Here is a 24,493-nt window from a genome sequence, read left to right as displayed (position 1 = left end):
CCTCTCCGAAATATTTATTTTTTTTTTTTTTTTTTTTTTTTGGTTTGTGTTTGGGGGGGGGGGGGGGGGGGGGGGGGGGGGGGGGGGGGCGGGGGGGGCCCCCCCCCCCCCGCCGCGGGTCAGCAGTTGCGGAGTTCGGGGGACTGGTTGAGCAGTTGGCCACGGGTCGACACGAAGCGGCGGTAGCGCTCGCTGTCGACGGCTGACGGGCGGAACGCGGCGACGCGGTGGCAGTTCTGGAAGGCCAGGCGTACGCCGAAATGCCGCTCGAGGCCGGCGCGGATCGCGTCGCTCGCCAGGGCGCGGAGCAGTTGACCCCGGTCGGCGTCGGTGGGCGGCGGGACGACGTTGTCGGCCAGGTCGGCGTCGCCGGCCTCCAGTTCGGCGACCACCCGGCTGACGGTGGCCCAGGCGTACGGCAGCGAGTCACGGACGCAGGCGATGAACGCCTCGTCGTCGACGGGGCCGCGTTCGGCGGCGTCGAGCAGGGCGGGCGGGACGGTGAGCGACATGGTTCTCCTCCGCTTTAGCTAATGGTTGCCGTTTTCAGTAACGGCGTCGACTGAGCAGACCACGTCTCGTGGACGACGTCAACGATGTCCCGGCGCGCCACGCCGCGACCCACCCGCGAAGCGCATGCGAACAGAGCCCGCGATGGGCCTGCGCGGAGGCGACCGCACGCGGCGCCTGCAACGGCGCATGCGAAGAGAGCCCGCGAAGGCAGCCCCGCTAAGAGCGCGTGCGAAATCGTGTCCCGGGCGAACGCGAGGGAGTCAGGGCCTGCGGGGGTGGCCTTTGAGGTGCCGGCCCAGCTCGCGGGCGATCTCCCGGTTGGCGTCGCGCTCGGCCAGCGTCTGCCGCTTGTCGTAGGAGCGCTTGCCCTTGGCGAGGGCCAACTCGACCTTGGCGAAGCCGTTCTCGAAGTACATCGACAGCGGAACGAGGGTCACCCCGCCCTCGCGGACCTTGTCCAGGATCCGGTCGATCTCGGCCCGGTGCAGCAGCAGCTTGCGGTTGCGGCGCGGGGCGTGGTTGGTCCACGTGCCGTAGGCGTACTCGGCGATGTGCAGGCCGTACAGCACGATCTCGCCGTCGCGTTCGTGCGCGAACGCGTCCACCAGTGAGGCCCGCCCCTCGCGCAGCGACTTCACCTCGGTGCCGACCAGTACGATGCCCGCCTCGTACGTGCGCAGCACCGTGTACTCGTGCCGGGCCTTTTTGTTCGAGGCGATCAATCGGCGTGCGGGCGGCTTGGACGGGGTCACCAGGCGACGATATCCGGCCGCCGTAGCGGTCGTACCGGCCGGCTCAGCCGCGCGCCGGACGTAGTCGCGCGGTCAGGTCCCGTTCCGCGTCCGTGAACGCCTCCTGCGACTCACACGGCCAGTGTCCCAGCAGCGGTGGGGGAACACTGTCGCTGGGCGCCGGCACCACGTCCTGCGGGTCGGTCAACCGCCGGTCCACCGTCGCGGCCGGCCCGGTCAGTGTCTCGGTCTCCCCGGGCCGGTGGGAGGCGAAGATCCAACCGCCGATCGGGTCGGTGTCGCGCCACAGGTTGATCCAGCGCCAGCCGACCCGTTCGCCGATCTCCCGCAGCGCCGGCTCGTCGGCGTACGCCGGGAACAGCCGGGAGTACAGCCGGCCCAGCGGTGACCCGTAGGTCAGCAGGGCGACCCGTTCGGTGATCCGGGTGGGCAGTTGCAGAACCGTGGCGGCGAGCAGCACCGAGCCGTGACTGTGTCCGGCCAGCAGCACGCCCTGCCCCTGCTCCACCAGGTAGGTGATCCGCTTGGCCAACTCCGGCACGGCCCGCTCGGCGTAGCAGGGCGGCGCGAACGGGTGCGCCGCCCGGGGCCAGAAGGTGCCCAGATCCCAGAGCACCCCCACGTACCGGCGGAACAGCGCTGTCCGGTACGCGAAGATGCCTCCCACCACCAGACCGAGCAGGATCGCGGCGATCACGTAGCTGCCCGAGCCGATCAGGAAGTTGACCATGTCTTCCGGCACTCCGACATAGCGCTGCACCACGTCGCCGGGTAGGAGTTGGAGCAGGCCGAGCAGGCTGGTGGCCAGGCCGAGCGCCGCCAGGCCGGCGTACACCACGGAGAGCGGTTCCAACCGTTCGGTGAAACGGGCCCGGGCCACCGCCTGCTCGACCCGCCGCACCCGCGCCGCCGCCTGCGGCGGCGCGTGCGGGAAGTCGGCGGCCACGATCGCCCGCGCGGCCCGTCGCCGCCCGCGCCGGGTCATCCTGGTGACCAGGCCGGCCACCAGCAGAGCGGTCACCACCGCCAGGAAAAACCCGAAGATCGCCCACTTGTACGCCAGGGGAGGGCTGGTCTCCAGGCCGTCCGCGGTCGTCCCCTCGCGATCGAGCAGGTCCGCCACCCGGTAGACCAGCTCGGCCGAGAACGCCACGGCGAGCCCGGCCGAGATCGTCATGAAGACCGGCGCTCCCAACGCGCGCAGCGGTGACCTGCGCTGCCCAGAACCCCGCCGCCAGATCACCAGCACGGCGAGCGCGACCACCAGCACGGTCTGGCTGACGAACAGCCAGGCCACGGTCGCGCCGTAACCGGGCAGCGAACCGCCTTGTGGCCACGGTGCCGGGCTGATGACGACGTGCACGATCACCAGCATCGTCAGACCGCACGTGATGGTGCGCAGCCCGCGGAAGACGCTGTCGACCCGGGGCGCCGGGCCGGCGCGGTCGATGCTCGGCACGACGGTGACCAGGACCAGGCAGCTCAGCAGCACCGCCAAGGTGGCCGTCAGCAGGATCACCATCACCCGCGAGGAGTGCTGGCTGGCTCGCGCGGCCAGCAGGCTGCCGTTCAACGTGGCGAACGCCGCCGCGACGTGGACCGAGCGCAGCCGACCCACCAGCGGCTCGCCGTCCCACTGGCCGACTGCGCTCAACTGGTGTTTCGACGGTGACATCGACGGCGTCCGGAACGCGTCGAACGAATGGCTCGGGCGAGCGCCCAGCCACCAGACGAGCCCGATGGCGCCGACCGGCACGAGCGCCAGCACACCCAGGCGCAGCCCGGGCGGACGCCCGCCGAGCCAGGACAGCCAGCTCCGGCCGGCCAGGCACGACGGGGTGTCCATGCAGCGCCACGCGATCAGGTCCAGCGCCACTCCGACGATGGAGAGCACGTAGAGCGCTGTGAGAGTGAGCGCGAGCACCCGGCACAGCGCCATGAAGCCGCGCTTCGACGCGGTGTTGGCCGGGCGCATCCAGAGCGCCACGTTGCAGAGCATGAACGGCAGCAGGAAGACCAGCGACAACGTCCGCACGGCCGTGCCGGACGGCAGGTCACTCCAGCGGTACGCCTCCAGCGTCACCCCGTCCGTCCCGGTGGAGTCCGGATAGCCGGGACGCGGCCGGTAGAACCCTCCGCTGCGGTCCCCGGCGACCTGGTGCACGTGCGGCCGGTCCAGCACCTGGTCCGCGCCCGCGCCGGAGACACCATGCACCCGCAGCTCCACGATCCCGCCCGACGTCGTCGGTCCGGTCGGTGTCGCGTCCGCCATGGGCCCCCCGAGTTGTGCGCGGCAACCGGGCGGGTCGTCGATGTCCGGCCACCCGCGCGGCTCCCCCGCTTACCCACCTCGGAGGCGATCAACCGTGGGCCGGGCCCGGGCGATGGTGCGGTCGACCCTCGACAGGTGATTTCATGGCGCCATGGCGAACCCGGTGATCCTGACCGTCGACGACGACCCCGTGGTGTCCCGGGCGGTCGCCCGGGACATCCGGCGCCGCTACGGCGACCGCTATCGGGTGTTGCGGGCGTCCTCCGGCCCGGAGGCGTTGGACGCGCTGCGTGAGGTCAAGCTGCGCGGCGAACAGGTGGCGCTGCTGCTGGCCGATCACCGGATGCCGGAGATGACCGGCGTCGAGTTTCTGGAAGCGGCGATGGACATCTTCCCGGCCGCCCGCCGGGTGCTGCTCACCGCGTACGCGGACACCGACGCCGCGATCGAGGCCATCAACGTGGTCGACCTGGACCACTACCTGCTCAAGCCGTGGCATCCGCCGGAGGAGAAGCTGTACCCGGTCGTCGACGGGCTGTTGGAGGCGTGGGCGGCCACCCCGGACGCGGCCAGCGCCGAGATCCGGGTCGTCGGGCACCGCTGGTCGGCGCCGTCGTTCAAGGTCCGCGACTTCCTGGCCCGCAACCTGGTGCCGTACCGGTGGTTGTTGTCCGACGACCCGGAGGGCGTCCGGCTGCTCGACGCTGCCGGGGCCACCGAGGCGGACGTGCCCCTCGTGGTGACGCCCGAGGGCAAGGCGTTGGTCGCCCCGAGCGAGGCCGAGCTGGCCGCCCTGGCCGGGTTGACGGTGGTGCCGGCGTGTGACTTCTACGACCTGGTGGTGATCGGCGGCGGGCCCGCCGGTCTCGGCTCCGCCGTGTACGGCGCGTCGGAGGGGCTGCGCACCGTGCTCGTCGAGCGACGGGCGACCGGCGGTCAGGCCGGGCAGAGCAGCCGGATCGAAAACTACCTGGGCTTCCCGGACGGTGTGTCCGGCGCGCAGTTGACCGATCGGGCCCGGCGGCAGGCCGTCAAGTTCGGCGCCGAGCTGCTCAGCGCCCGGGAGGTGGTCGGTCTCAGCGAGGCCGGCGGCGCCCGGCTGCTGCGCTTCGGCGACGGCACCGAGATCGCCGCGCACACCGTGGTGCTGGCCACCGGTGTGTCGTACCGGGTGCTCGACGCCCCGGGGTTGGCCGACTTCACCGGGCGGGGAGTCTTCTACGGCGCCGCCGCCACCGAGGCGCCGAGCTGCGTCGAGCAGGACGTCTACATCGTCGGCGGGGCCAACTCCGCCGGTCAGGCGGCGGTCCACTTCTCCCGGTACGCGTCGAGGGTGCACCTGCTCATCCGGGGTGCGGACCTGACCGCCTCGATGTCGCGTTACCTGATCGACCAGTTGGAGCGGATCGACAAGATCACCGTGCACCCGCACACCGCCGTGGTCGGCGGTGCGGGGGAGGACCACCTGGAACGGCTCACCCTCTGCGACACCCGCACCGGGGAGGCCCGCTCGGTCGACACCTCCTGGCTGTTCATCTTCATCGGCGCGGAGCCCCGCACCGACTGGCTGGACGGGGTGCTGGTCCGCGACGGGCGTGGCTTCATCGTGACCGGCCCGGATCTCCTCACCGGGGGGCGGCGACCGGCCGGCTGGTCGCTGTCGCGCGACCCGTACCACCTGGAGACCAGCGTCCCGGGCGTGTTCGCCGCCGGGGACGTGCGGGCCGAGTCGGTCAAGCGGGTCGCCTCGGCCGTCGGCGAGGGCGCGATGGCGGTGTCGCTGGTGCACCGCTACCTGGAAGCCCAGTGAGCGCGAGGAGCGAGCCGGGTTTGCGGGCCCGGCGGTTGCGAACGGAAGGTGGCTCGGTGAGCCGGTTCTGCGAGCCCAGTCTCGAGCGAAGGAGTCCCCGTGACCACCGAGTCTGACCGGCTGACCCCGGCCCAGTTGCGCACCCTGTTCCTGTTCGAGTCGCTCGACGACGGGCAGCTCGACTGGCTGGCCGAGCGCGGCCGGGTCGAGCAGCGCGCCGGCGGCACCCTCGTGTACGGCGAGGGTGAGCCCGCGACCTGCTTCTTCGTGCTGCTGCGCGGCGCGGTGGCGTTGAGTCGTCAGGTGCGCGGCGACGACGTCGAGGTCAGCCGGACCGAACAGCGCGGGGTGTACGGCGGGGCCGTCCAGGCGTACCTGGGTGATCAGGTCGACCAGATCTACCGCAACAGTCTGCGGGCGGTGACCGATGCGGACTTCTTCGTGCTGCCGGCGGAGGACTTCGCGTACGCCCTGCGGTCCTGGTTCCCGATGCCCATGCACCTGTTGGAGGGGCTGTTCTTCGGGATGCGGGACAGTCAGGCCATCGTCGGTGAGCGGGAGCGGCTGCTGGCCCTCGGTTCGCTCTCGGCGGGGCTGACCCATGAGCTGAACAACCCGGCGGCGGCGGCGGTGCGGGCCACGTCGGTCCTGCGGGACCGGGTCGCCGGGATGCGGCACAAGCTGGCCATGATCGCCGACGGGCGGCTCGACGGGCGCGCCCTGCACGGCCTGGTCGCGTTGCAGGAGGAGGCGGTCGCCCGGGTGGCCACCGCGCCGAAGTTGACCCCGATGGCCACCGCCGACGCCGAGGACATCCTCACCGACTGGCTGGAGGAACACGGGGTCGGCGGCGCCTGGGACCTGGCGCCGATCCTGGTCGGCGGTGGGCTCGACGCGGCGTGGTTGGCGCAGGTGAAGGCCGCGGTCGGGGCCGCGGACCTGGAGGCGGCGGTGCGTTGGCTCACCTACACCGTCGACACCGAGCTGCTGATGCGGGAGATCGGCGACGCGGTCACCCGGATCTCCGGGCTCGTCGACGCCGCCAAGCAGTACTCGCAGCTGGATCGCGCGCCACACCGGGTGGTGGACGTGCACGACCTGCTCGACGCGACGCTGGTGATGTTCAAGGGCAAGATTCCCGCCGAGGTCAAGCTGGTCCGCGAGTACGACCGGGGTCTCCCGCCGGTCCCCGCGTACGCGGCCGAGCTGAACCAGGTGTGGACGAACCTGATCGACAACGCGTTGGGCGCGATGGGGGAGAAGGGTGTGCTGACCGTCCGCACCGGACGGGTGGGCGACCAACTGACGGTGGAGATCACCGACACCGGACCGGGCATTCCGCCGGAGGTGCGTCCGCGCATCTTCGAGCCGTTCTTCACCACGAAGCCGGTCGGCGCGGGCACCGGACTGGGGCTGGACATCTCGTACCGGATCGTGGTGCACAAACACCACGGCGACATCCGGGTGGAGACCGAGCCGGGCCGTACCACCTTCCGGGTCCTGCTGCCGATCAGCGAGGGTCCACCGGACGCGCCCCACGACCTGCCGACCACCTAGCGGCAGCAGGCGGTCCCGGGCGGGCGTCAGGCGGCGCCCCCCGCCCCGCCCGGCACCGCACCGCACCGCACCGCACCGCACCGCACCGCAAGATCGTGCTCGATCCAGGAAGTAGTGGCCTCGGCGGTTGCTGAGGCCACTACAACAAGGATCGAGCGCGATCTTGCGCTCGTTGGGGGCAGCGGGGTCGGTCGGGCGAGGCGGTGGCGGGTGAGGCGCGGCGAGGCGGTGGGTCAGGCGGGGCGGCCGGGGGTGAGGAAGTCGGCGAGTACCCGGGTGTGGGTGGAGAACGCCAGCTCGACCGGGTCGGTGAGCACCAACCACTCGGTCGCCTCCTCGGTCGGCGCCGACGGTGGCAGCTCCTCGGCCGCCCGCTCGGGCAGCACTCCGAAGACCATCATCGTGCCGCCCGCGGGTGCGCCGTGCACCGCGAACAGGCGGGCATCCTCGCCCGCCGCGATCAGGCCGGTCTCCTCCCGCAGCTCACGGACGAGCGCGTCGGACCACTCCTCGCCGTACTCGATGAAGCCGCCGGGCAGCGCGAGCTGGCCGCGGGCCGGCTCGATGTCCCGGCGGACCACCACCACGCCCAGGCCCTCGGCCGTGCGGACCGGCAGCACCGCGACCGCCACCGGCAGCGGATTGCGCCAGACGGTCTCGCCGCAGACCGCACAGACTCGCGGCCATCCGGCGGCCGCCGGGTAGGCGGCGCCGCAGTAGGAGCAGTGCGAGTACGGCGTGCCGGTCATGCCGCAGCACGTTACTCCGATGCCCACTCAGACCGCCGCGTCGCCGCCCCCGCCGCCCAGCCGCCCTCGCCGCCCGGCCGCCGCTGCGTGCTCAGGCCGCCGGGGCGCCCGTGTAGAAGGCGGTGGTGCGTTCGGCGGCGGCCTTCGCCTCGTCGGGGTCGGTGCCGGCGGCGATGCTCGCCTCGCACCACAGCTGGCTGCTCAGCTCCATGGCCCGTCGACCCTCGTCGGAGGCGGTCCACTCGGCGCCCTGCTCCGGGGTGATCCCGCTGCCGTCGCCGGCCAGGTGCGAGGCGAGGCCGAGCAGCCCGAGGTCCCAGCCGACACCGACCGCGCCCGGCCCGAACTGGGCCCACCGGTCCTGGTCGACGTGCGCGATGTGGTCCAGCTCGAAGCGGGTCCGCTCGTCGTCGATTGAAGTGAGGCGAACCTCGATCCAGCTCACCTCGCCGCCCATCTCCCAGGTGGCGGTGAAGCGGTGCGGCGGCTCGCAGCTCTCGACGGTGCCGCCGGCGTTGCCCTGGAGCTGGTACGGGCCGCCCAGTCGCAGGTCGCCGGAGATCGGCAGGAACCAGCGCGGGATGCGCTCGGCGCTGGTGCAGGCGTCCCACAGATCCTCGACCGTCGCCTGGTAGGTCTGGCTGATCGTGGTGACCCGCGCCTCACCGGCTTCCAGGGTGCGGCTGCCGACCTTCCGTTGGACGGCGTTGATCTGCTCGGTGGCGTCGAACATCAGGTGTTCCTCTCGTCGGGTGGGTCGGCGGGCCCGCGCAGCCGACGCTCGCGTCGGCCCCGGGCCAGCTCGGTGGCGAGTGCCGCCAGGGGTGGGGTCCAGAACCGGCGGAAGTGCTCCAACCAGCCGTCGACCTCGCGCAGTGGGCGTGGGTCGACCGCGTAGAGCCGGCGGGTGCCCTCCGGCCGCACGGTGGCGAAACCGTTGTCGCGTAGCACCTTGAGGTGCTGGGACACGGCGGGCTGGGAGATGCCGAACTCCTCGCTGATGACCGCGCTGACCGCGCCGGCGGTCTGCTCGCCACCGGCGAGCAACTCCAGGATGCGGCGCCGGACCGGATCGCCCAGCACGTCGAAGGCGTGCACGTCGACAGTTATATCACCGATGGCTTATTTAAGCCAAGTCTGATACTCCGATGAGCTTGTCCAGCCGGATCGGCAGTTCCCGGATCCGTACGCCGGTCGCGTGGTGCACCGCGTTGGCGACCGCCGCCGCGGCGCCGACGATGCCGATCTCGCCGAGGCCCTTCACGCCGGCCGGGTTCAGCTCGTCGTCCCGCTCGTCCAACCAGTACGCCTCGATGGACTCCACGTCCGCGCAGCCGGTGATGTGGTAGGTGGCCAGGTCGTGGTTGACCCAGTCGCCGTACCGCTCGTCGAGCAGGCCCTCCTCGTGCAGCGCCATCGACAGTCCCATCGTCATGCCGCCGATGAGCTGACTGCGCGCCGTCGTCGGGTTCACCACCCGCCCGGCCGCGAAGACCCCGAGCATCCGGTTCAGCCGTACCTCGCCGGTGTCCGCGTCGACCCGTACCTCGACGAACTGCGCCCCGTACGCGTACCGGGGCAGTGCGGGCTGCCCGCCCACCTCCTCGGTGGTGTCCGCCTCGGCGGTCACCTCAACCGTCGGCGGCCCGCCGTCGCGCAGCTTCTCGCGCAGCGCCTGCGCGGCGCGGATCACCGCCCAGCTCCAGCTGGCGGTCCCCATCGAGCCGCCGGCCAGCGCCGCCGCCGGCAGCTGGCTGTCACCTATCCGGATCTCCACCCGCTCCGGCGGCACCCCGAGGGCGTCGGCGGCCACCTGCCAGATCGCCGTCCGGGCGCCGGTGCCGATGTCGGTGGCGTTGATCTGGACCAGGAAGCTCCCGTCGGGCCGGGCGGTTGCCGTCGCCGAGGACGGCCGGTTCCGGGCCGGGTAGCTCGAACCCGCCACCCCAGTGCCGATCAGCCAACGTCCGTCGCGCCGGGAACGGGGCGACGGATCACGGCCGGCCCAGCCGAACCGCTCTGCGCCCTCGCGGAGGCAGGCCACCACGTTGCGGCTGGTGAACGGGCGTCCCTGGTCGGGGTCGACAGCGGTGTCGTTGCGGATGCGCAGCTCCACCGGGTCGATGCCGACGGCGATGGCCAGTTCGTCCACAGCGGACTCCAGGGCGTACGCGCCGGGGCACTCGCCGGGGGCGCGCATCCAGAACGGCGTGGGCACGTCGAGGCGGACCAGCCGGTGCGTGGTGCGGCGGTGCGGCGCGGCGTACATGCTGCGGGTGTAGACGGCGGTCTGCTCGGCGAACTCCCGGATGGTCGAGGTCTGGCTGACCGCGTCGTGGCAGATGGCGGTGAGCCGGCCGTCGGTGTCGGCGGCGAGGCGGACCCGCTGGATGGTGGGGGTGCGGTAGCCGACCGGCCCGAACAGCTGCTGGCGGGTCAGCGCCAGTCTGACCGGGCGGTCCACGTGCCGGGCGGCGAGAGCGGCCAGCACCACCGATGCCTTGGCGTACCCCTTGCTGCCGAAGCCGCCACCGACGTGCTCGGCGACGACCCGGACGGACTCCGGTGGCAGCTCGAACAGCTCTGCGAGGGTGGCGTGCACCGGCGTCGCGCCCTGGGTCGAGTCGTGCACCAGGAGCTGCCCGTCGTGCCACTGCGCGGTGGTGGCGTGCGGCTCCATCGGGTTGTTGTGGTACGCCGGCGTCCGGTAGGTGACGTCCACCCGCACCGGGGCGGCCGCGTACCCGGCGTCGAAGTCGCCCTCGGCGGTGTCCGTCGGATAGCTGGGGTTGACCTGGTCCGGCTTGTACAGGCCGGGGTGGTCGTCGGTGAGCACGGTGCTGTGCGGGCTGGTGTCGTAGTCGATCCGGACCAGTCGGGCGCCCTCGCGGGCCGCCTCCAGGCTGGTGGCCACCACCACGGCGACGTACTGCCCCCGGTAGTGCACCGTCGGCGCCTGCAACAGCCGCAGCTCCGGCTGCGGGCCGGGCGCCATCCGGGACGCGTTGCCGTGGTGCACCACGGCCAGCACGCCGGGCGACGCCAGCGCCTCCGTCGTGTCGATCCGGGTGATCCGGCCCCGCACCACGGCCGACGGGACCGCCCACCCGTAGGTGACCCCGTCCACCGGGTATTCCACCGCGTACCGGGCCGTGCCGGTGACCTTCGCCGGGCCCTCCAACCGGGGGTACGCCCGTCCGACCGCCCCGGTGCTCACGACGACGCCAGTTCGGTGAGCGCCCGCACGGTGATGGCCCGGGTCAGTGGCAGCTTGAAGCCGTTGTGCCGCAGCGGGCGCGCCTCGGCCAGCTCCGCGTCGGCGGCCCGCGCCGCCAGCTCGGGGCTGAACGGACGGCCGCGCAACTCCTCCTCGGCCCGGTACGCCCGCCACGGCCGGTGCGCCACCGCCCCGTACGCCAGCCGCACGTCGCGGACCACGTCCCCGTCGAGGTCGAGCACCGCGGCCACCGAGCCGGCGGCGAAGGCGAACGAGGCCCGGTCGCGCACCTTGAGATACGTCGAGCGGCGCGCGGCCGGCAGTGGCGGTAGCCGGACGGCGGTGATCAGCGCGCCGCGGGCCAGGGTGGTCTCCCGTTCCGGGTGGGCGCCGGGGGAGCGGTAGAGCTCGGCGATCGGGATGTCCCGGGGCCCGTCGGCCCCGTGCACCTCCACCACGGTGTCCAGGGCGGCCAGCGCGACGGCAAGGTCGGACGGGTGGGTGGCCACGCACTGCTCGGACCAGTCCAGCACCGCCAGGTCGCGGTTCTGGCCGTGCAGGGCGGCGCAACCGCTGCCCGGCTCCCGTTTGTTGCAGGCCTTGCCGGTGTCCTGGAAGTAGACGCAGCGGGTGCGCTGCAACAGGTTGCCCCCGGTGGTGGCCATGTTGCGCAGCTGTCCGGAGGCGGCGGCGAGCAGGGCGCGGGCCAGCACCGGGTAGTCGCGGCGCACTACCGGGTGGGCCGCGAGGTCGCTGTTGCGGACGGTCGCGCCGATCCGCAGCCCGCCGTCGGGCACCTCCTCGACGCTGTCGAGCGGGAGCCCGGTCACGTCCACCACCACGTCGGGGCGTTGCACCCCGAGCTTCATGAGGTCGACAAGGTTGGTTCCGCCACCCAGGTAGGCGGCCTGCGGTTCGGCCGACAGCACGGCGACCGCCTCGGCCACGTCGGCGGGCCGGTGGTAGCGGAACGCCCTCACCGCGCCACCGTCGTCCCACCGGCACCCGCCGCCTCGCGCACCGCCGCGACGATGTGCGGGTACGCGGCGCAGCGGCACAGGTTGCCGGCCATCCGCTCGCGGATCTCCGCGTCGGTCAGCTCGGCGGGCGCGTTGAGGTCGCCGGTGACAGCGCTGGGCCAACCCCGGGAGACCTCGTCGAGCATGCCGCGGGCGGAGCAGAGCTGCCCGGGGGTGCAGTAGCCGCACTGGAACGCGTCCTGCGTGATGAAGGCGGCCTGCAACGGGGACAGCCCGTCCGGTCCGGCCAGGCCCTCGACGGTCACCACCGACCGGCCGTCCACGGTGACCGCGAAGATCAGGCAGCTCTTCACCCGGCGGCCGTCCAGCAGCACCGTGCAGGAGCCGCACTGGCCGTGGTCGCAGCCTTTTTTCGCCCCGGTCAGGTCGAGGTGTTCGCGCAGCGTGTCGAGCAGGGTGGTGCGGTTGTCCACTGTCACCTCGCGGGGCGTGCCGTTGACGTCGACCGTCAGCCGGGACGAGTGGCGCTCGTCGGTCGTCGTGTTCTCCGGTCCGCCCTGCACCGGGCCAGACTAGCCTTATCGGCATATGTTGGTCCGAATAACGCAAAGCTCTTCACTCCCGGGAGGACGACGGTGACCGCCGGACTGCTGCTGGCCGCCGGCGCCGGGCGGCGCTACGGCCGCCCGAAGGCGCTGGTGGAGCTGGACGGCGAGCCGCTGGTGCGGCGCGCGATCCGGCTGCTCCGCGACGGCGGCTGCGCGCCCGTGCACGTGGTGCTCGGCGCGGAGGCCGACGAGGTGCCCGACCTGCCCGGCGCGGTGCCGGTCCGGCACGACCGCTGGCCCGACGGGCTGGGCTCGTCGCTGCTGCGGGGCCTGGCCTCGCTACCGGCCGACGTACCGGCCGTCGTCGTGGTCCTGGTCGACCAGCCGCTGCTCAGCCCGGTCGCGGTGCGCCGGGTGCGCGCGGCGTACGCCGGTGGCGCGGTCGTCGCGGTCGCCACCTACGCCGGCCGCCCCGGGCACCCGATCCTGCTCGGCCGGGAGACCTGGCCGCTGCTGAGCGGGTACGCCGTGGGCGACCGGGGCGCCCGTGACCTGCTTCGCGACCGGCCGGACCTGGTGGTCGAGGTGCCCTGCGACGACGTCGGCTCCCCGGTCGACGTGGACACCCCGGCCGACCTGCTCCGACTTCGCCCGCTCAGCGACGGGTCAGCCAGCGGGGCAGCCCCTCGCTGGTGACCGCGTGATAGGCGATCATGACGATGACGCCGATCAGGCCCAGCAGCGGACTGACGAACCAGCCGAGCAGACCGCTGAGCCCGTACAGGATCAGGCCGGTGACCGGTCGCAGCCGCTGCATTCGCACGTACTCGGGGCTCACCCGAGAGTCGAGCAGCGCCGGGTGGCGGTGCAGATAGCCGAAGAACACCAGCCACGGAGCCGACATCAGGGCCGCGGCCAGCGCGTACAGGGCGACGGCCGCGCGTTGGTCGTCGGTGTCGCCGTGGGTGAACGCCGACGCCAGCACCGCGGTGGGGAAGGGGATGATCACCGCGCCGAAGAGCACGCCGAGATTGATCCAGCTCAGCGTGAGCGTGGTGCCGCGGATCAGCCGCAGCAGCGCGTGGTGGTTGAGCCAGAGCACCCCGATGTAGACGAAGGACACCACGAACGCCAGGTAGGAGGCGCCCTCGCCGAGCAGACCGGTGAGCAGCTCGCCCTCGTGGTATTCGGGCACCCGCAACTCGATGACCAGCAGCGTGATGACGATGGCGAAGACGCCGTCGCTGAAGGCCGTCATCCGGTCGGTGGCGGAAATTCGCCCCTTCGGATCGGGCTGCTCGACCTCGTCGGGTGCTGCGGACATTGCCGCAGGCTAGCCACTCGGCAACGCGGTCGGTGGCGGTTTCCGCCGATCGGGACGGGAACGGCCGCCCGGAGTCGACACCCCGAGCGGCCGCTCGCGCCGCCCCCGTTCAGGCCACCGGCGTCGCGGTGCCGGTCGCGCGGGCGAGCCGCTGGTGGGCGCGGATCACCTCGGCGTAGCGCAGACCGCTCGCCTTCACCGTCCGACGCTGGGTGGTGTAGTCGACGTGCACCAGCCCGAAGCGCTTGTCGTAGCCGTACGCCCACTCGAAGTTGTCCAGCAGCGACCAGACGAAGTAGCCGTCCAGGGGAACCCCTCGGGCCACCGCCGACGCGCACGCGGCCAGGTGCTGCTCCAGGTGGTCGGTGCGCTCCTTGTCCTCCACCGTGCCGTCGGCGGTGACCTCGTCCGGCCACGCCGAGCCGCTCTCGGTGACGATGATCCGGCCCGGCCGGTACTCCTCGTGCACGTCGACGAGGAGCCGTTCCAGGCCCGCCGGGTACATCTCCCAGCCCATCGCCGTCTCCACCGAGCCGGGCACCGGCACCTGCCGGGCGTACGGCGCCGCGCCGGTCGGGTCGTCGACCACCAGCTGACGGAAGTAGTAGTTCACCCCGAGGAAGTCCGTCGGCGTGGCGATCACCGCCAGGTCGTCGCCGCGTACCGGCGGCTCGACCCCGTAGGTGGCGATCATGTCGGCGGGGTAGCCACGCCCGTGGATCGGGTCCAGCCACCACCTGTTGACGTGCCCGTCGGCCCGGCGGGCCGCCGCGACGTCCTCGGGCCGGTCGGTCGCCGCCTCGATCGGGCTGAGGTTGAGCACCAGGCCCACCGAGGCCGGCCGGGCGGCGTTGGCCCGGATCGCCTGGGTGGCCAGCCCGTGCCCGAGCAGCACGTGGTGCGAGGCGTGCACCGCCCGGGTCAGGTCCCGCTCGCCGGGGGCCATGTTCCCGTCCAGGTGACCGATCCAGCACACGCAGAGCGGCTCGTTGACAGTGCACCAGTCGGCGACCCGGTCACCGAGGCGGGCGGCGACCACCGCGGCGTAGTCGGCGAACGCCTCGGCGGTGGCGCGTTCCGGCCAGCCGCCCCGGTCCTGCAGGACCTGCGGCAGGTCCCAGTGGTAGAGCGTGACGAACGGCCGGATCCCGTCGGCGAGCAACGTGTCGACGAGCCGGTCGTAGAAGTCCAGCCCGGCGGCGTTGACCCGCCCGACGCCGTCGGGCATCACCCGGGGCCAGGCCACCGAGAACCGGTACGCGTCCACGCCGAGTCGGCGCAGCAGCGCCAGGTCCTCCGGCCACCGGTGGTAGTGGTCGCACGCCACCGCGCCGGTGTCGCCGTTGTCGACGTTGCCGGGGGTCGCCGAGAAGGTGTCCCAGATGGACGGCGCCCGGCCGTCGACGTCGACGGCCCCCTCGATCTGGTACGCCGCCGTGGCGACACCCCAGAGGAAGTCGGGTGGCAGCTTGGACAGGTCGGGCACGGGTCGGTTCTCCTCTGGGGTTGGATGACTCACTTGACCGCGCCGGCGGTGAGGCCGGCGACGAAATAGCGCTGCAGGGCCAGGAACCCGACGACGACCGGGATGCTGACCACCAGCGAGGCAGCCATGATCTGGTTCCAGTAGACGTTGAACTGGGTGGAGTAGCCCTGCAGGCCGACGGCCAGGGTGCGGCTGCCCTCGTCGGTCATCACCGACGCGAAGAGCACCTCACCCCACGCGGTCATGAACGCGTACACGGTGACCGCGACGACGCCGGGCACGGCGGCCGGCAGGATGACCTGGAACAGGGTGCGCAGCGGACCGGCGCCGTCGACCTGCGCCGCCTCGTCCAGGCCCCGGGGGATCGAGTCGAAGTAGCCGACCAGCATCCAGATCGAGAACGGCAGCGAGAAGGTCAGGTACGTGATGACCAGGCCGGTACGGCTGGCGTACAGCTCGATGCCTGTGGCGTTGCCCAGGTTGACGTAGATGAGGAACAGCGGCAGCAGGAACAGGATGCCGGGGAACATCTGCGTGGACAGCACCGTCACCGAGAAGACACCCCGACCGCGGAACCGGTACCGGCTCACCGCGAACGCGGCGAAGATGGCCACCGCCACCGAGCAGACCGCCGCGATGCTCGACACCACCAGGCTGTTCACCAGGTACCGGGCCAGCGGCACGGTGCTCCACATGTCGACGAACGGTTGCAGGGTGGGCCGGCTGGGCCACCAGGTGAAGCCGTTCTGCACGTCCTGCAACGGCTTTGCCGCCGAGGTGACCATCACGTAGAGCGGGATGACGACGAAGAGGGCGAGCAGGGTCAGCACGATGCGCCGGCCCCAGCGCTCACCGGCGGTCTCACGCATGGTCGTCCCTCCGACGGTTGGTGATCAGCAGGTAGGCGGCCGAGACGACCAGCAGGAACAGCAGCAGGGCCACCGACATCGCCGACCCGGAGCCGAAGTCCCAGGTCTTGAAGGAGCTGCGGTAGATGTGGATGGAGATGAGGTCGGCCTGCTCCGGCGCGGAGCCGCCGAACAGCACGAACGGGGTGTTGAAGTCGTTGAACGTCCACAGGAACAGCACCAGCAGCAGCACCAGGTTGACCGGCCGCAGCATCGGCAGGGTGACCGAGCGCAGCCGGCGCCAGAACCCGGCGCCGTCGATCGCGGCGGCCTCGTACAGCTCGCCGGGCACGTTCTGCAGCCCGGCCATCAGGCACAGGAACGCGAACGGCCAGTTGCGCCAGACCGACACGACCAGCAGTGACCAGAAGCTGTTGTCGCCGATCAACCAGAACGGCCGATCGTTCATCAGCCCGAGCTGGTCCACGAGCACGTGGTTGACCAGGCCGGTGTCGCGTTGCAGCAGGAAGCTCCAGGTGATCACGGCGGCGTAGACCGGCAGCGCGTACGGGGTGAGGAAGAGCGCCCGCAGGATCGCCCGGCCCCGGAACGGCCGTTGCAGGACGACCGCCGCCGAGATGCCGAGCAGCCAGGCGAACCCGACCGAGAGCAGGCTGTAGGCCAGGGTGACCCAGAACGAGTGCAGCAGCTCCTTGCCGGCGGCGCTGTTCAGGTCGAGGGTCGCCCGGTAGTTCTCCAGCCCGACGAAGGGCGCGGTGGACCAGTCGCGAATGTGGAACTGGGTCAGCTCCAGCAGGCTCATCCAGACCCCGACCACCATCGGGATCACGTGGATGGCGAGTTCCAGCACGACGGCCGGTGCGAGCAGCAGATACGGCAGGAGCGAGCGGCGGGGGCCGCGGGGCCGGCGGGCCGGCCCCCGGGCCGGCGACCCGGCCCGGGGTTCGCGCCGGTCGGCGTCCGGCGCGGTGGTGCTGGTTGCCATCGGGGTCCTCTCGGAGGCGGTGGCCGTGGCCGGGCTCAGCGCCCGACCACGGCCACCGGTGACGCCTCGGTCAGCGCATCTTCTGCTGCGCGTCGGTCAGCTTGGCCTTCACCGACTCCTCGGTGACCGGCTTGCCGCTGGCCGCGTCCGCGAACAGCTCCTTCATCGCGGTGCCGACCAGGGTCTCGAAGGTGCTCTCGTCGGGCACCTGCGGCAGCGGGGCCGCGGTGGTGACAAGGGTCTCCTGGATGGTCTTCTGCTCGGTGGCGCTGAACGCCGGGTCGGAGGCCGCGGTCTTCACCGCCGGCAGCGAGCCGTACGTCTTGTTGAGGATCGTCTGCTCCTCGTCGCTCGTCATGAACTTGACGAAGTTCAGCGCGCCGTCCTTGTTCTTGGTGTGCTTGAAGACCGCCATGTTGATCCCGGCGACCATGCTGTTGACCTTCTTGCCGCCGGCCGGCGGGCTGGCCAGGAACGGCACCGGGGCCACCCCGTACGCGTCGGCGGGCATGTTCTGCGTCTTCAGGTTCGACCCGGCGGACTGCCAGAGCAGCATGGCGGCCTTGCCGTTGGCGAAGTCGGAGACCGACTGGTTCTGCGCGTACTCGGCGTTGCTCGGGTTGGTGATCTTGTCGGCGGCCATGAAGTCGACGTACCGCTTGATCGCCGAGACGTTCTGCGGGGTGTCGAAGGTCGGCTTGCCGGCCGAGTCGAACCACTCGCCGCCGTACTGCTGGCTGAAGGTGAAGGCGTGGTGGGCGTTCTCCGACGGGTTGGCACCCTCGATCGCCAGGCCCCACTTGCCGCCGGTGCTCAGCTTCTTGCCGTACTCGGCGAGCTGCTCCCAGGTGGTCGGCGGTGCGGTGATGCCGGCGTCGGCGAACGACTTCTTGTTGTAGTACAGGCTGTACGCCATGCTGTAGAGCGGCACGGCGGCCGGCGGCTTGCCGGGGGCGCCGGCGGCGGCGAGCGCGGCGGGCACGATCCGGTCCTTGCCGCCGACGGCCTGCAGGGTGGCGTCGTCGAACTCGACGAGCGCGCCGGTGGCCTGCAACGACGCCGACCAGGTGTTGCCGATGTTGACCACGTCCGGGCCCTTGCCGGAGGCGGCGGCGGCCAGCAGGCGGTTGAGCAGATCCGACCAGGGGACCACCTCGACGGTGACCTTGATCCCGGTCTGCTTCTCGAACTTGTCCAACTCCGGCTGGAGGATGGTCTTGTCGGCCTCCAGGCTGGCGCCCTGGTTGCTGGCCCAGTAGGTGAGCGTCTTGGGCGATGCGGCGGAGTCGTCGCCGGAGCCACCGCAGGCGGTCAGCGAGGCGGCCGCCAGTACGGCGGCGGTGAATATCCCGAGGTGTCGTCTCGACACGGGTCAGCCCTTCCGGTGCGTGGTGGGGGTCCGCCGACCTTCGTCGCCGATAGGGGTCGGGCGACGGGTGGCCGGCTGCGGACAGGGTTCGGGGGTGCGCCGTCGGGGTCCGTCGGCGTTTCCCGGGAGTTACATCACGGCTTAATTTATGTCGTCATTAAAGTTGCTGGCAGGTGGGTCGTCAAGCACGAGGCGGTTACAGTCGCCTCGAACGGCCGACCGGAACGAGGTGACGAGTGGAGCTGGCGCGTGCCACCAACCGCAGCGTGCGGCTGCGCAACCGGTCCGCCCTGCTGACCAAGCTCTTCCTGGACGGCCCGCTCACCCGGCAGGACCTGGTGCGCAGCACCGGGCTGAGCCAGCCCGCGGTCAGCAACGTGGTGGCCGACATGATCGACGAAGGGTTGGTCGCCGAGGCCGGCGCCGCCGAGTCCGACGGCGGCAGGCCCAGCATGCTGCTGCGGATCGCGCCCCGCTTCGCCTTCGTGATCGGCGTGGACGTCGGCGAGACCCGGGTCCGGGTGGAGCTGTTCGACTTCGCGATGACCCTGCTGGGCAGCGTCGAGTACCCGCTCGACCCGGCCCGGACCGAGCCCGACCTGGTGGCCGGGCACGTGCTGGCCGGCATCGACGCGGTCACCGGCTCGGCGGGGGTGGCCCCCGGCGACGTGCTCGGCGTCGGCATCGGCGTCTCCGGCGTGGTCGAGCAGGGCGCCGAGGCCGTCGTGCACGCCCAGGCCCTCGGCTGGGACCGGGTGCCGCTGGAACGGCTGATCGGCGCCGGCACCGACCTGCCGCTGCACATCGACAACGGCGCGAAGACCCTCGGCCAGGCCGAGATGTGGTTCGGCGCCGGCCGGGGCGCCCGGCACGCCGTCTTCGCGCTCGTCGGCTCCGGGGTGGGCGCGTCGGTGGTGACCAACGGCGCCACCTACCGGGGCGCGTCCAGCAGCGCGGGGGAGTGGGGGCACACCACACTGGTGTACGGCGGCCGGGCCTGCCGGTGCGGCGCGCGCGGCTGCCTGGAGGCGTACGTCGGGGCGGAGGCGATCATCGACCGCTACCGGGAGGCGCGCCGGGGTCGAGCGGTGCCGGGTGAGGACGAGGAGTCCCAGATCGCCGCGCTCGTCGCCGCGGCCGAGACCTCGGTGACCGCCCGCCGGGTGCTGGACGACACCGCCGGCTACCTCGGCGCCGGGGTGGCCAACCTGATCAACCTGTTCAACCCGGAGCGCGTGGTGCTCGGCGGCTGGGCGGCGATGGCGCTGGGCGACCTGCTGCCGGCCGTGCGGGAGGCGGCCGGCCGGCAGGCGTTGCGCCAACCGTACGAGCAGGCGTCGATCGAGCTGTGCCGGCTCGGGGTGGACGCGGTGGCGCTGGGCGCGGCCACCCTCCCGATCGCCCGCTTCCTCACCGAGGGTGGCGTCCGCCGCTGACGAGGCGCGACTCCGCAGCCGTCGGCAAATTACCCAAAAAGAATCCTCGGGATAAATAACGAAGTTATAGATCGATGTCTTGACGCCGTCGCAATCTCGCCGCAACACTCCTACGAGAGCGCTCTCCGACCCGCGACGCCGCATCGGCGGCACCACCCACGGCGCCACGGGGCGAGCCGATCCCATCCGCGCGGCACCCCCCGTAACCCCCTATCGACAGGCGATGTCATGACATCTCATGCAACATCCGCACGCCCGCGTCCTCGAAGGGCCGTCCGGCACCTGCTCGTCGGGCTCACCGTGGCCCTGGTCGCGGCGCTCACCCCTGCCGTGGCCACCGCGCCCGCGCAGGCCGCGCCCACCCTGCTGTCCCAGGGCCGCCCCGCCACCGCCTCCTCCAGCGAGAACGCCGGCACCCCGGCCTCCGCCGCCGTCGACGGCAACACCGGCACCCGCTGGGCCAGCGCGTTCAGCGACCCGCAGTGGCTCCAGGTCGACCTGGGCGCCCGGGCCACCATCAGCCAGGTCAACCTGCTCTGGGAAGGCGCCTACGGCCGGGCCTTCCAGCTGCAGACCTCCGACGACGGGGCGACCTGGACGACGATCTACTCGACCACGACCGGCACCGGCGGCACCCAGAACCTCACCGTCACCGGCGCCGGCCGCTACGTCCGGATGAACGGCACCGCCCGGGGCACCGGCTACGGCTACTCGCTCTGGGAGTTCCAGGTGTACGGCGAGACCGGCGGCAGCACGCCCACCTGCGGCAGCACCAACGTCGCGCAGGGCAGCCCGGCGACCGCCTCGTCCACCCAGGACGCCGGCCTCGCCGCGTCCGCAGCCGTCGACGGCAACCCGGGCACCCGCTGGGCCAGCGCCGCCAGCGACCCGCAGTGGCTGCGCGTCGACCTCGGCAGCACCCGCACCATCTGCCGGGTGACGCTCACCTGGGAGGCCGCGTACGCCCGGGCCTTCCAGCTCCAGACCTCGGCCGACGGGTCCACCTGGACCACCATCTACTCGACCACCACGGGCACCGGCGGCACGCAGAACCTCACCGTCACCGGCAGTGGCCGTTACCTGCGGATGTACGGCACCGCCCGGGCCACCGCGTACGGCTACTCGCTCTGGGAGCTGGCGGTGAACACCACCGGCGGCACCACCGAACCGCCGGCCGGCACGACCGACCCGTACAACCCGAACCTCGGGCCGAACACCTTCGTCTTCGACCCGAGCACGCCGACGTCGACCATCCAGAGTCGACTGAACACCCTCTTCACCCAGCAGGAGACCAACCAGTTCGGCCCGCAGCGCTACGCGGTGCTGTTCAAGCCCGGCACCTACACCGCCGACGTCAACCTCGGCTTCTTCACCCAGGTCGCCGGCCTCGGCATGAGCCCCGACGACGTCAACCTCAACGGCCACGTCCGCACCGAGGCGTTCTGGATGGGCGGCAACGCCACCCAGAACTTCTGGCGGGCCGCCGAGAACCTCTCGGTCACCCTGCCCGCCGGCCAGACCGTCGAGCGGTGGGCGGTGTCCCAGGCCGCGCCGTACCGACGGATGCACCTGCGCGGCGCGCAGAACCAGATCCAACTCTGGAACGGCGGCGACGGCTGGTCCAGCGGCGGTCTGATCGCCGACACCCGCATCGACGGCCTGGTCGTCTCCGGCTCGCAGCAGCAGTGGTACTCGCGCAACAGCGAGTTCGGCAACGGCTGGACCGGCTCGGTCTGGAACATGGTCTTCCAGGGCGTCGTCGGCGCGCCGGCGCCGAGCTTCCCCAACCCCTCGCACACGGTCATCGCCCAGACCCCGCAGGTCCGCGAGAAGCCGTTCCTCTACGTCGACGGCAGCGGCGAGTACCGGGTCTTCGTGCCGGCGCTGCGCACCAACTCCACCGGCACCAGCTGGTACAACAAGACCCCGGCCGGCTCGTCCATCTCGCTGTCGCAGTTCTTCGTGGTCCAGCCCGGCACCAGCGCCGCGACCATCAACGCGGCCCTCGCCCAGGGGCGGCACCTGCTCTTCACCCCGGGCGTGCACCACGTCACCGAGCCGATCCAGGTCAACCGGGCCGACACGGTGATCCTCGGCCTCGGCCTGGCCACCATCCAGGCCGACAACGGCAGCGTGGGGATGCGGGTGGCAGATGTGGACGGCGTGAAGGTGGCCGGCCTCATGTTCGAGGCCGGCACCACGAACTCTCCGGTGCTGATGGAGGTCGGGCCGTCCGGCTCGTCGGCGAGCCACGCCACCAACCCGACGTCGCTGCACGACGTGTTCTTCCGCATCGGCGGGCCGCACGTCGGCAAGGCCACGAACACGCTGACCGTCAACAGCGACAACGTGATCGGCGACCACATGTGGCTGTGGCGGGCCGACCACGCCGCCAGCGGCGTACCCACCGGGTGGACGCTGAACACCGCCGACACCGGGCTCACCGTCAACGGCGACAACGTCACCATGTACGGCCTCTTCGTCGAGCACTACCAGAAGTACCAGACCATCTGGAACGGCAACGGCGGGCGGACGTACTTCTACCAGAACGAACTGCCCTACGACGTGCCGAACCAGGCGGCCTGGATGAACGGGTCGACCCGGGGTTACGCCGCGTACAAGGTGGCCGATTCGGTTACCAGCCACCAGGCGTTCGGGCTGGGGAGCTACAGCTACTTCAACGTCAACCCAGCGGTGGTCGAGGAACGGTCCTTCGAGGTGCCCACCAACCCGAACGTGCGCTTCACGAACATGGTCACCGTCTCGCTCGGTGGCGTCGGCACCATCAATCGGGTGATCAACAACGCCGGTGGCACCGCGAACGCGGCCAACCAGACGGTGTACCTGACCACCTACCCCTGACCGGGGCGCCCGCGCCGGCCGGTCCTCTGTGACCGGTCGGCCGGGTAGCACCCAGGGCCGTGGCCGGCCCGGTCCCGCCGAGACCGGGCCGGCTGCGGTCGTGCCGCTCAGCCGGCCAGCACCTCGGCAGCCGCCCGTTCACCGGCGCGCACCGCGCCCTCCAGGTAGCCACTCCAGCGGGTGGCCGTCTCGGTTCCCGCCCAGTGCACCCGCCCCACCGGCGCCCGCAGGTGCGGGCCGTACGCCCGCCAGGTGCCCGGGGTGAGCGCACCGGAGAAACAGCCGCGGGTCCACTCGTCGGCCGACCAGTCGTACTCGACGAGGTCCACCAGGTCCACGGCCTGTGGCCCGACCACGCTGGCGAACGCCTCCAGCAGGCATCGCCGACGCCGCGCGGGGGACATGCCGCGCAGCGTGGCGGCGTCGGTGGAGTAGCTGAAGCCGGTCAGCACCCCGAGCGGCGACGTCGGGGTGGAGTTGTCGACAGTTTCGGTGAGCGGACCGGCGCTGGTGGTGGCCACCCCGGAGCGCCCGTCGGCACGCCAGAACGGCTCCGGGTAGACGGCGTGCACCTTCAGCGCCGAACCCATCGGCATGCGCTGGGTGAGGCCGTCCCGCACCGGGGGCAGCGGCGGGTCGTACCGGATCCGGCCGGCCAGCGCCGGGGCCAGCGCGACCACCACGGCGTCGCCGTCGATGCGCCCGGTGTCGGTCCACGCGGTCGCGCCGTCGACGGTCTGTTCGATGGCCCGGACCGGAGCGGCCAGCGTCACCGTCCCCGGCGGCAGGGCGGTGGCCATCCGCTCCGCCAGAGCTGGCGGCCCGCCCACGATCCGGTCCTGTTGCGCGCCGCCGGCCATCCCCAGCAACAGGTCGGTCCCGCCGGCGCTGCGCAGGTAGAACAGCAGGTGCAACAGGGACAACTCGTCCGCACCGGTGGCCAGCAGCCCGCCGGCGAGCACCCGCCCCAGGTAGTCGGCGGTGACGTCGTCCCCGGCCGTGGCGGCGAGCCACCCACCGAGGGTCGTCCGGTCCCACAGTGCGGCCTCCGGCGTCGCCCAGGGCGCGTCCGGGTCCAGTCGTGCGGCGTACTCGTCGAGCAGGCCGAGCACCCGGCCGACCTGCGCCGGCGGCTCGGCCCGGGGCGCACCGGCCCAGAGCAGTGTGGGCGCGCCGACCGAGGCCGAGGCGAAGGTGGCCAGCCCGTGCTCGGCGACCAGGGCGTACATCCGGTCCTGGGTCGGGCCGATCCACTCGGCCCCCAGGTCGAGTTGCGTGAGCTCGGGCAGCCATCGGGTCAGCACCCGACCGCCCACCCGGTCGCGGGCCTCCAGCACGCGAACCTGGGCGCCGGCGCGGCTCAGCGCCAGCGCGGCCGCGAGACCGGAAAAGCCAGCACCGACCACGACCACCCGCAAGCCGTCGACCACACCGGGGTCTACCCGCAACCGGCGCGGGCATGACTACCTGTTCCGGTCGCGGCCCGGGCGGGGGGACACCCACCTGTCCTTCGTCCTTTGCTCTGCACCCGCCGATGCGACACCCGGCCCTGCGCTCCCGTCGCCTCGGCGGGTGCAGAGCAAAGGGGGCGCCACCCTCGGGCCGGGTCGGGTCGGGCGCCGAGCGCACCCGTCGCCTCCGCGGGTGCAGAGCAAAGGGCGCCGGGGTCGAGGCGGGCGCCGAAAAGTTTCTGCCGACCTGTCGATTGGGGCGGCTGCCGATCGTATGGAGGATGAGAGGTCGGCGAGAGGCCGGCCGCCCCGC

The 24,493-nt window shown here is 72.0% G+C and carries 20 protein-coding genes; 5 read left to right on the top strand and 15 right to left on the bottom strand.

Features of this window, described 5'->3' with window-relative positions; genetic code table 11:
* Positions 1–119: 119 nt before the first annotated feature.
* From ABZU74_RS26215 to ABZU74_RS26205, 3 genes are all read right to left on the bottom strand, one after another.
* The gene (locus ABZU74_RS26215) at positions 120–512 is read right to left on the bottom strand and encodes an SCO5389 family protein (RefSeq protein ID WP_238679284.1); all 393 of its coding nucleotides are present in this window, start codon (positions 510–512) and stop codon (positions 120–122) included.
* A gap of 261 nt (positions 513–773) precedes the next feature.
* The gene (smpB, locus tag ABZU74_RS26210; RefSeq protein WP_124856073.1) at positions 774–1,265 is read right to left on the bottom strand and encodes an SsrA-binding protein SmpB; all 492 of its coding nucleotides are present in this window, start codon (positions 1,263–1,265) and stop codon (positions 774–776) included.
* Between the two features lie 43 nt (positions 1,266–1,308).
* Positions 1,309–3,537: a hypothetical protein gene (locus tag ABZU74_RS26205; RefSeq protein ID WP_355428909.1), complete on the bottom strand. Its 2,229-nt coding sequence runs from the start codon at positions 3,535–3,537 to the stop codon at positions 1,309–1,311.
* Positions 3,538–3,688: 151 nt separating this feature from the next.
* On the opposite strand from ABZU74_RS26205, the gene ABZU74_RS26200 reads away from it, so the two are divergent.
* Positions 3,689–5,347, top strand: a complete 1,659-nt coding sequence (locus ABZU74_RS26200; RefSeq protein WP_355428906.1) for an FAD-dependent oxidoreductase — start codon at positions 3,689–3,691, stop codon at positions 5,345–5,347.
* Positions 5,348–5,446: 99 nt separating this feature from the next.
* Positions 5,447–6,904 carry an ATP-binding protein gene (locus tag ABZU74_RS26195; protein WP_355428903.1) on the top strand — a complete coding sequence of 486 codons (1,458 nt, stop codon included), beginning with the start codon at positions 5,447–5,449 and terminating at the stop codon, positions 6,902–6,904.
* Positions 6,905–7,137: 233 nt separating this feature from the next.
* Here ABZU74_RS26195 and ABZU74_RS26190 read toward each other — a convergent pair whose 3' ends face one another.
* The 6 genes from ABZU74_RS26190 to ABZU74_RS26165 all read right to left on the bottom strand — a co-directional run bounded on the left by ABZU74_RS26190 (position 7,138) and on the right by ABZU74_RS26165 (position 12,362).
* On the bottom strand, positions 7,138–7,653 hold the full coding sequence (locus tag ABZU74_RS26190) for an NUDIX domain-containing protein (protein WP_355428901.1): 516 nt from the start codon (positions 7,651–7,653) through the stop codon (positions 7,138–7,140).
* Positions 7,654–7,744: 91 nt separating this feature from the next.
* Complete coding sequence (locus tag ABZU74_RS26185) at positions 7,745–8,386, bottom strand: SRPBCC family protein (protein ID WP_355428898.1); 642 nt, start codon at positions 8,384–8,386, stop codon at positions 7,745–7,747.
* Positions 8,386–8,751: a metalloregulator ArsR/SmtB family transcription factor gene (locus ABZU74_RS26180; protein WP_355428895.1), complete on the bottom strand. Its 366-nt coding sequence runs from the start codon at positions 8,749–8,751 to the stop codon at positions 8,386–8,388. The genes ABZU74_RS26185 and ABZU74_RS26180 overlap by 1 nt, the downstream gene beginning before the upstream one ends.
* Before the next feature lie 28 nt (positions 8,752–8,779).
* Complete coding sequence (locus ABZU74_RS26175) at positions 8,780–10,870, bottom strand: xanthine dehydrogenase family protein molybdopterin-binding subunit (protein ID WP_355428892.1); 2,091 nt, start codon at positions 10,868–10,870, stop codon at positions 8,780–8,782.
* On the bottom strand, positions 10,867–11,850 hold the full coding sequence (locus ABZU74_RS26170; protein ID WP_355428889.1) for a xanthine dehydrogenase family protein subunit M: 984 nt from the start codon (positions 11,848–11,850) through the stop codon (positions 10,867–10,869). Before ABZU74_RS26170 ends, ABZU74_RS26175 begins: the two co-directional genes overlap by 4 nt.
* Positions 11,847–12,362 (bottom strand): 2Fe-2S iron-sulfur cluster-binding protein, encoded by a 516-nt coding sequence (locus ABZU74_RS26165; RefSeq protein ID WP_355428915.1) that lies wholly within the window; start codon positions 12,360–12,362, stop codon positions 11,847–11,849. The genes ABZU74_RS26170 and ABZU74_RS26165 overlap by 4 nt, the downstream gene beginning before the upstream one ends.
* A 123-nt stretch (positions 12,363–12,485) precedes the next feature.
* Between ABZU74_RS26165 and ABZU74_RS26160 the strand changes: the two genes are divergently transcribed.
* A complete protein-coding gene (locus tag ABZU74_RS26160) occupies positions 12,486–13,094 on the top strand; it encodes an NTP transferase domain-containing protein (protein WP_355428886.1) in 609 nt (202 codons plus the stop codon).
* Here ABZU74_RS26160 and ABZU74_RS26155 read toward each other — a convergent pair.
* The 5 genes from ABZU74_RS26155 to ABZU74_RS26135 all read right to left on the bottom strand — a co-directional run bounded on the left by ABZU74_RS26155 (position 13,054) and on the right by ABZU74_RS26135 (position 18,431).
* Positions 13,054–13,722: a TMEM175 family protein gene (locus tag ABZU74_RS26155; protein WP_355428883.1), complete on the bottom strand. Its 669-nt coding sequence runs from the start codon at positions 13,720–13,722 to the stop codon at positions 13,054–13,056. The genes ABZU74_RS26160 and ABZU74_RS26155 overlap by 41 nt on opposite strands.
* Before the next feature lie 109 nt (positions 13,723–13,831).
* Positions 13,832–15,208: a GH1 family beta-glucosidase gene (locus tag ABZU74_RS26150; protein WP_355428880.1), complete on the bottom strand. Its 1,377-nt coding sequence runs from the start codon at positions 15,206–15,208 to the stop codon at positions 13,832–13,834.
* A gap of 29 nt (positions 15,209–15,237) precedes the next feature.
* Positions 15,238–16,077, bottom strand: a complete 840-nt coding sequence (locus tag ABZU74_RS26145; RefSeq protein ID WP_130401223.1) for a carbohydrate ABC transporter permease — start codon at positions 16,075–16,077, stop codon at positions 15,238–15,240.
* On the bottom strand, positions 16,070–17,062 hold the full coding sequence (locus ABZU74_RS26140; RefSeq protein WP_355428877.1) for a sugar ABC transporter permease: 993 nt from the start codon (positions 17,060–17,062) through the stop codon (positions 16,070–16,072). Before ABZU74_RS26140 ends, ABZU74_RS26145 begins: the two co-directional genes overlap by 8 nt.
* 70 nt (positions 17,063–17,132) lie before the next feature.
* Positions 17,133–18,431 carry a sugar ABC transporter substrate-binding protein gene (locus tag ABZU74_RS26135; protein WP_355428875.1) on the bottom strand — a complete coding sequence of 433 codons (1,299 nt, stop codon included), beginning with the start codon at positions 18,429–18,431 and terminating at the stop codon, positions 17,133–17,135.
* Between the two features lie 236 nt (positions 18,432–18,667).
* Here ABZU74_RS26135 and ABZU74_RS26130 point away from each other — a divergent pair, with 236 nt between their 5' ends.
* Together ABZU74_RS26130 and ABZU74_RS26125 are read left to right on the top strand one after the other, a co-directional pair.
* Positions 18,668–19,867 carry an ROK family transcriptional regulator gene (locus ABZU74_RS26130; protein WP_355428872.1) on the top strand — a complete coding sequence of 400 codons (1,200 nt, stop codon included), beginning with the start codon at positions 18,668–18,670 and terminating at the stop codon, positions 19,865–19,867.
* 228 nt (positions 19,868–20,095) lie between these two features.
* Positions 20,096–22,729, top strand: a complete 2,634-nt coding sequence (locus tag ABZU74_RS26125) for a discoidin domain-containing protein (protein ID WP_355428870.1) — start codon at positions 20,096–20,098, stop codon at positions 22,727–22,729.
* 107 nt (positions 22,730–22,836) lie between these two features.
* Here ABZU74_RS26125 and ABZU74_RS26120 read toward each other — a convergent pair whose 3' ends face one another.
* Positions 22,837–24,159, bottom strand: a complete 1,323-nt coding sequence (locus tag ABZU74_RS26120; RefSeq protein WP_355428867.1) for an FAD-dependent oxidoreductase — start codon at positions 24,157–24,159, stop codon at positions 22,837–22,839.
* Positions 24,160–24,493 lie beyond the last annotated feature (334 nt).

The sequence above is a fragment of the Micromonospora sp. NPDC005171 genome (assembly GCF_040608575.1).
In the GTDB taxonomy this organism is placed as follows: Bacteria; Actinomycetota; Actinomycetes; order Mycobacteriales; family Micromonosporaceae; genus Micromonospora.
Note: the sequence above shows the minus strand (reverse complement) of the source record. Positions and strands in the feature narration are given on the sequence as shown.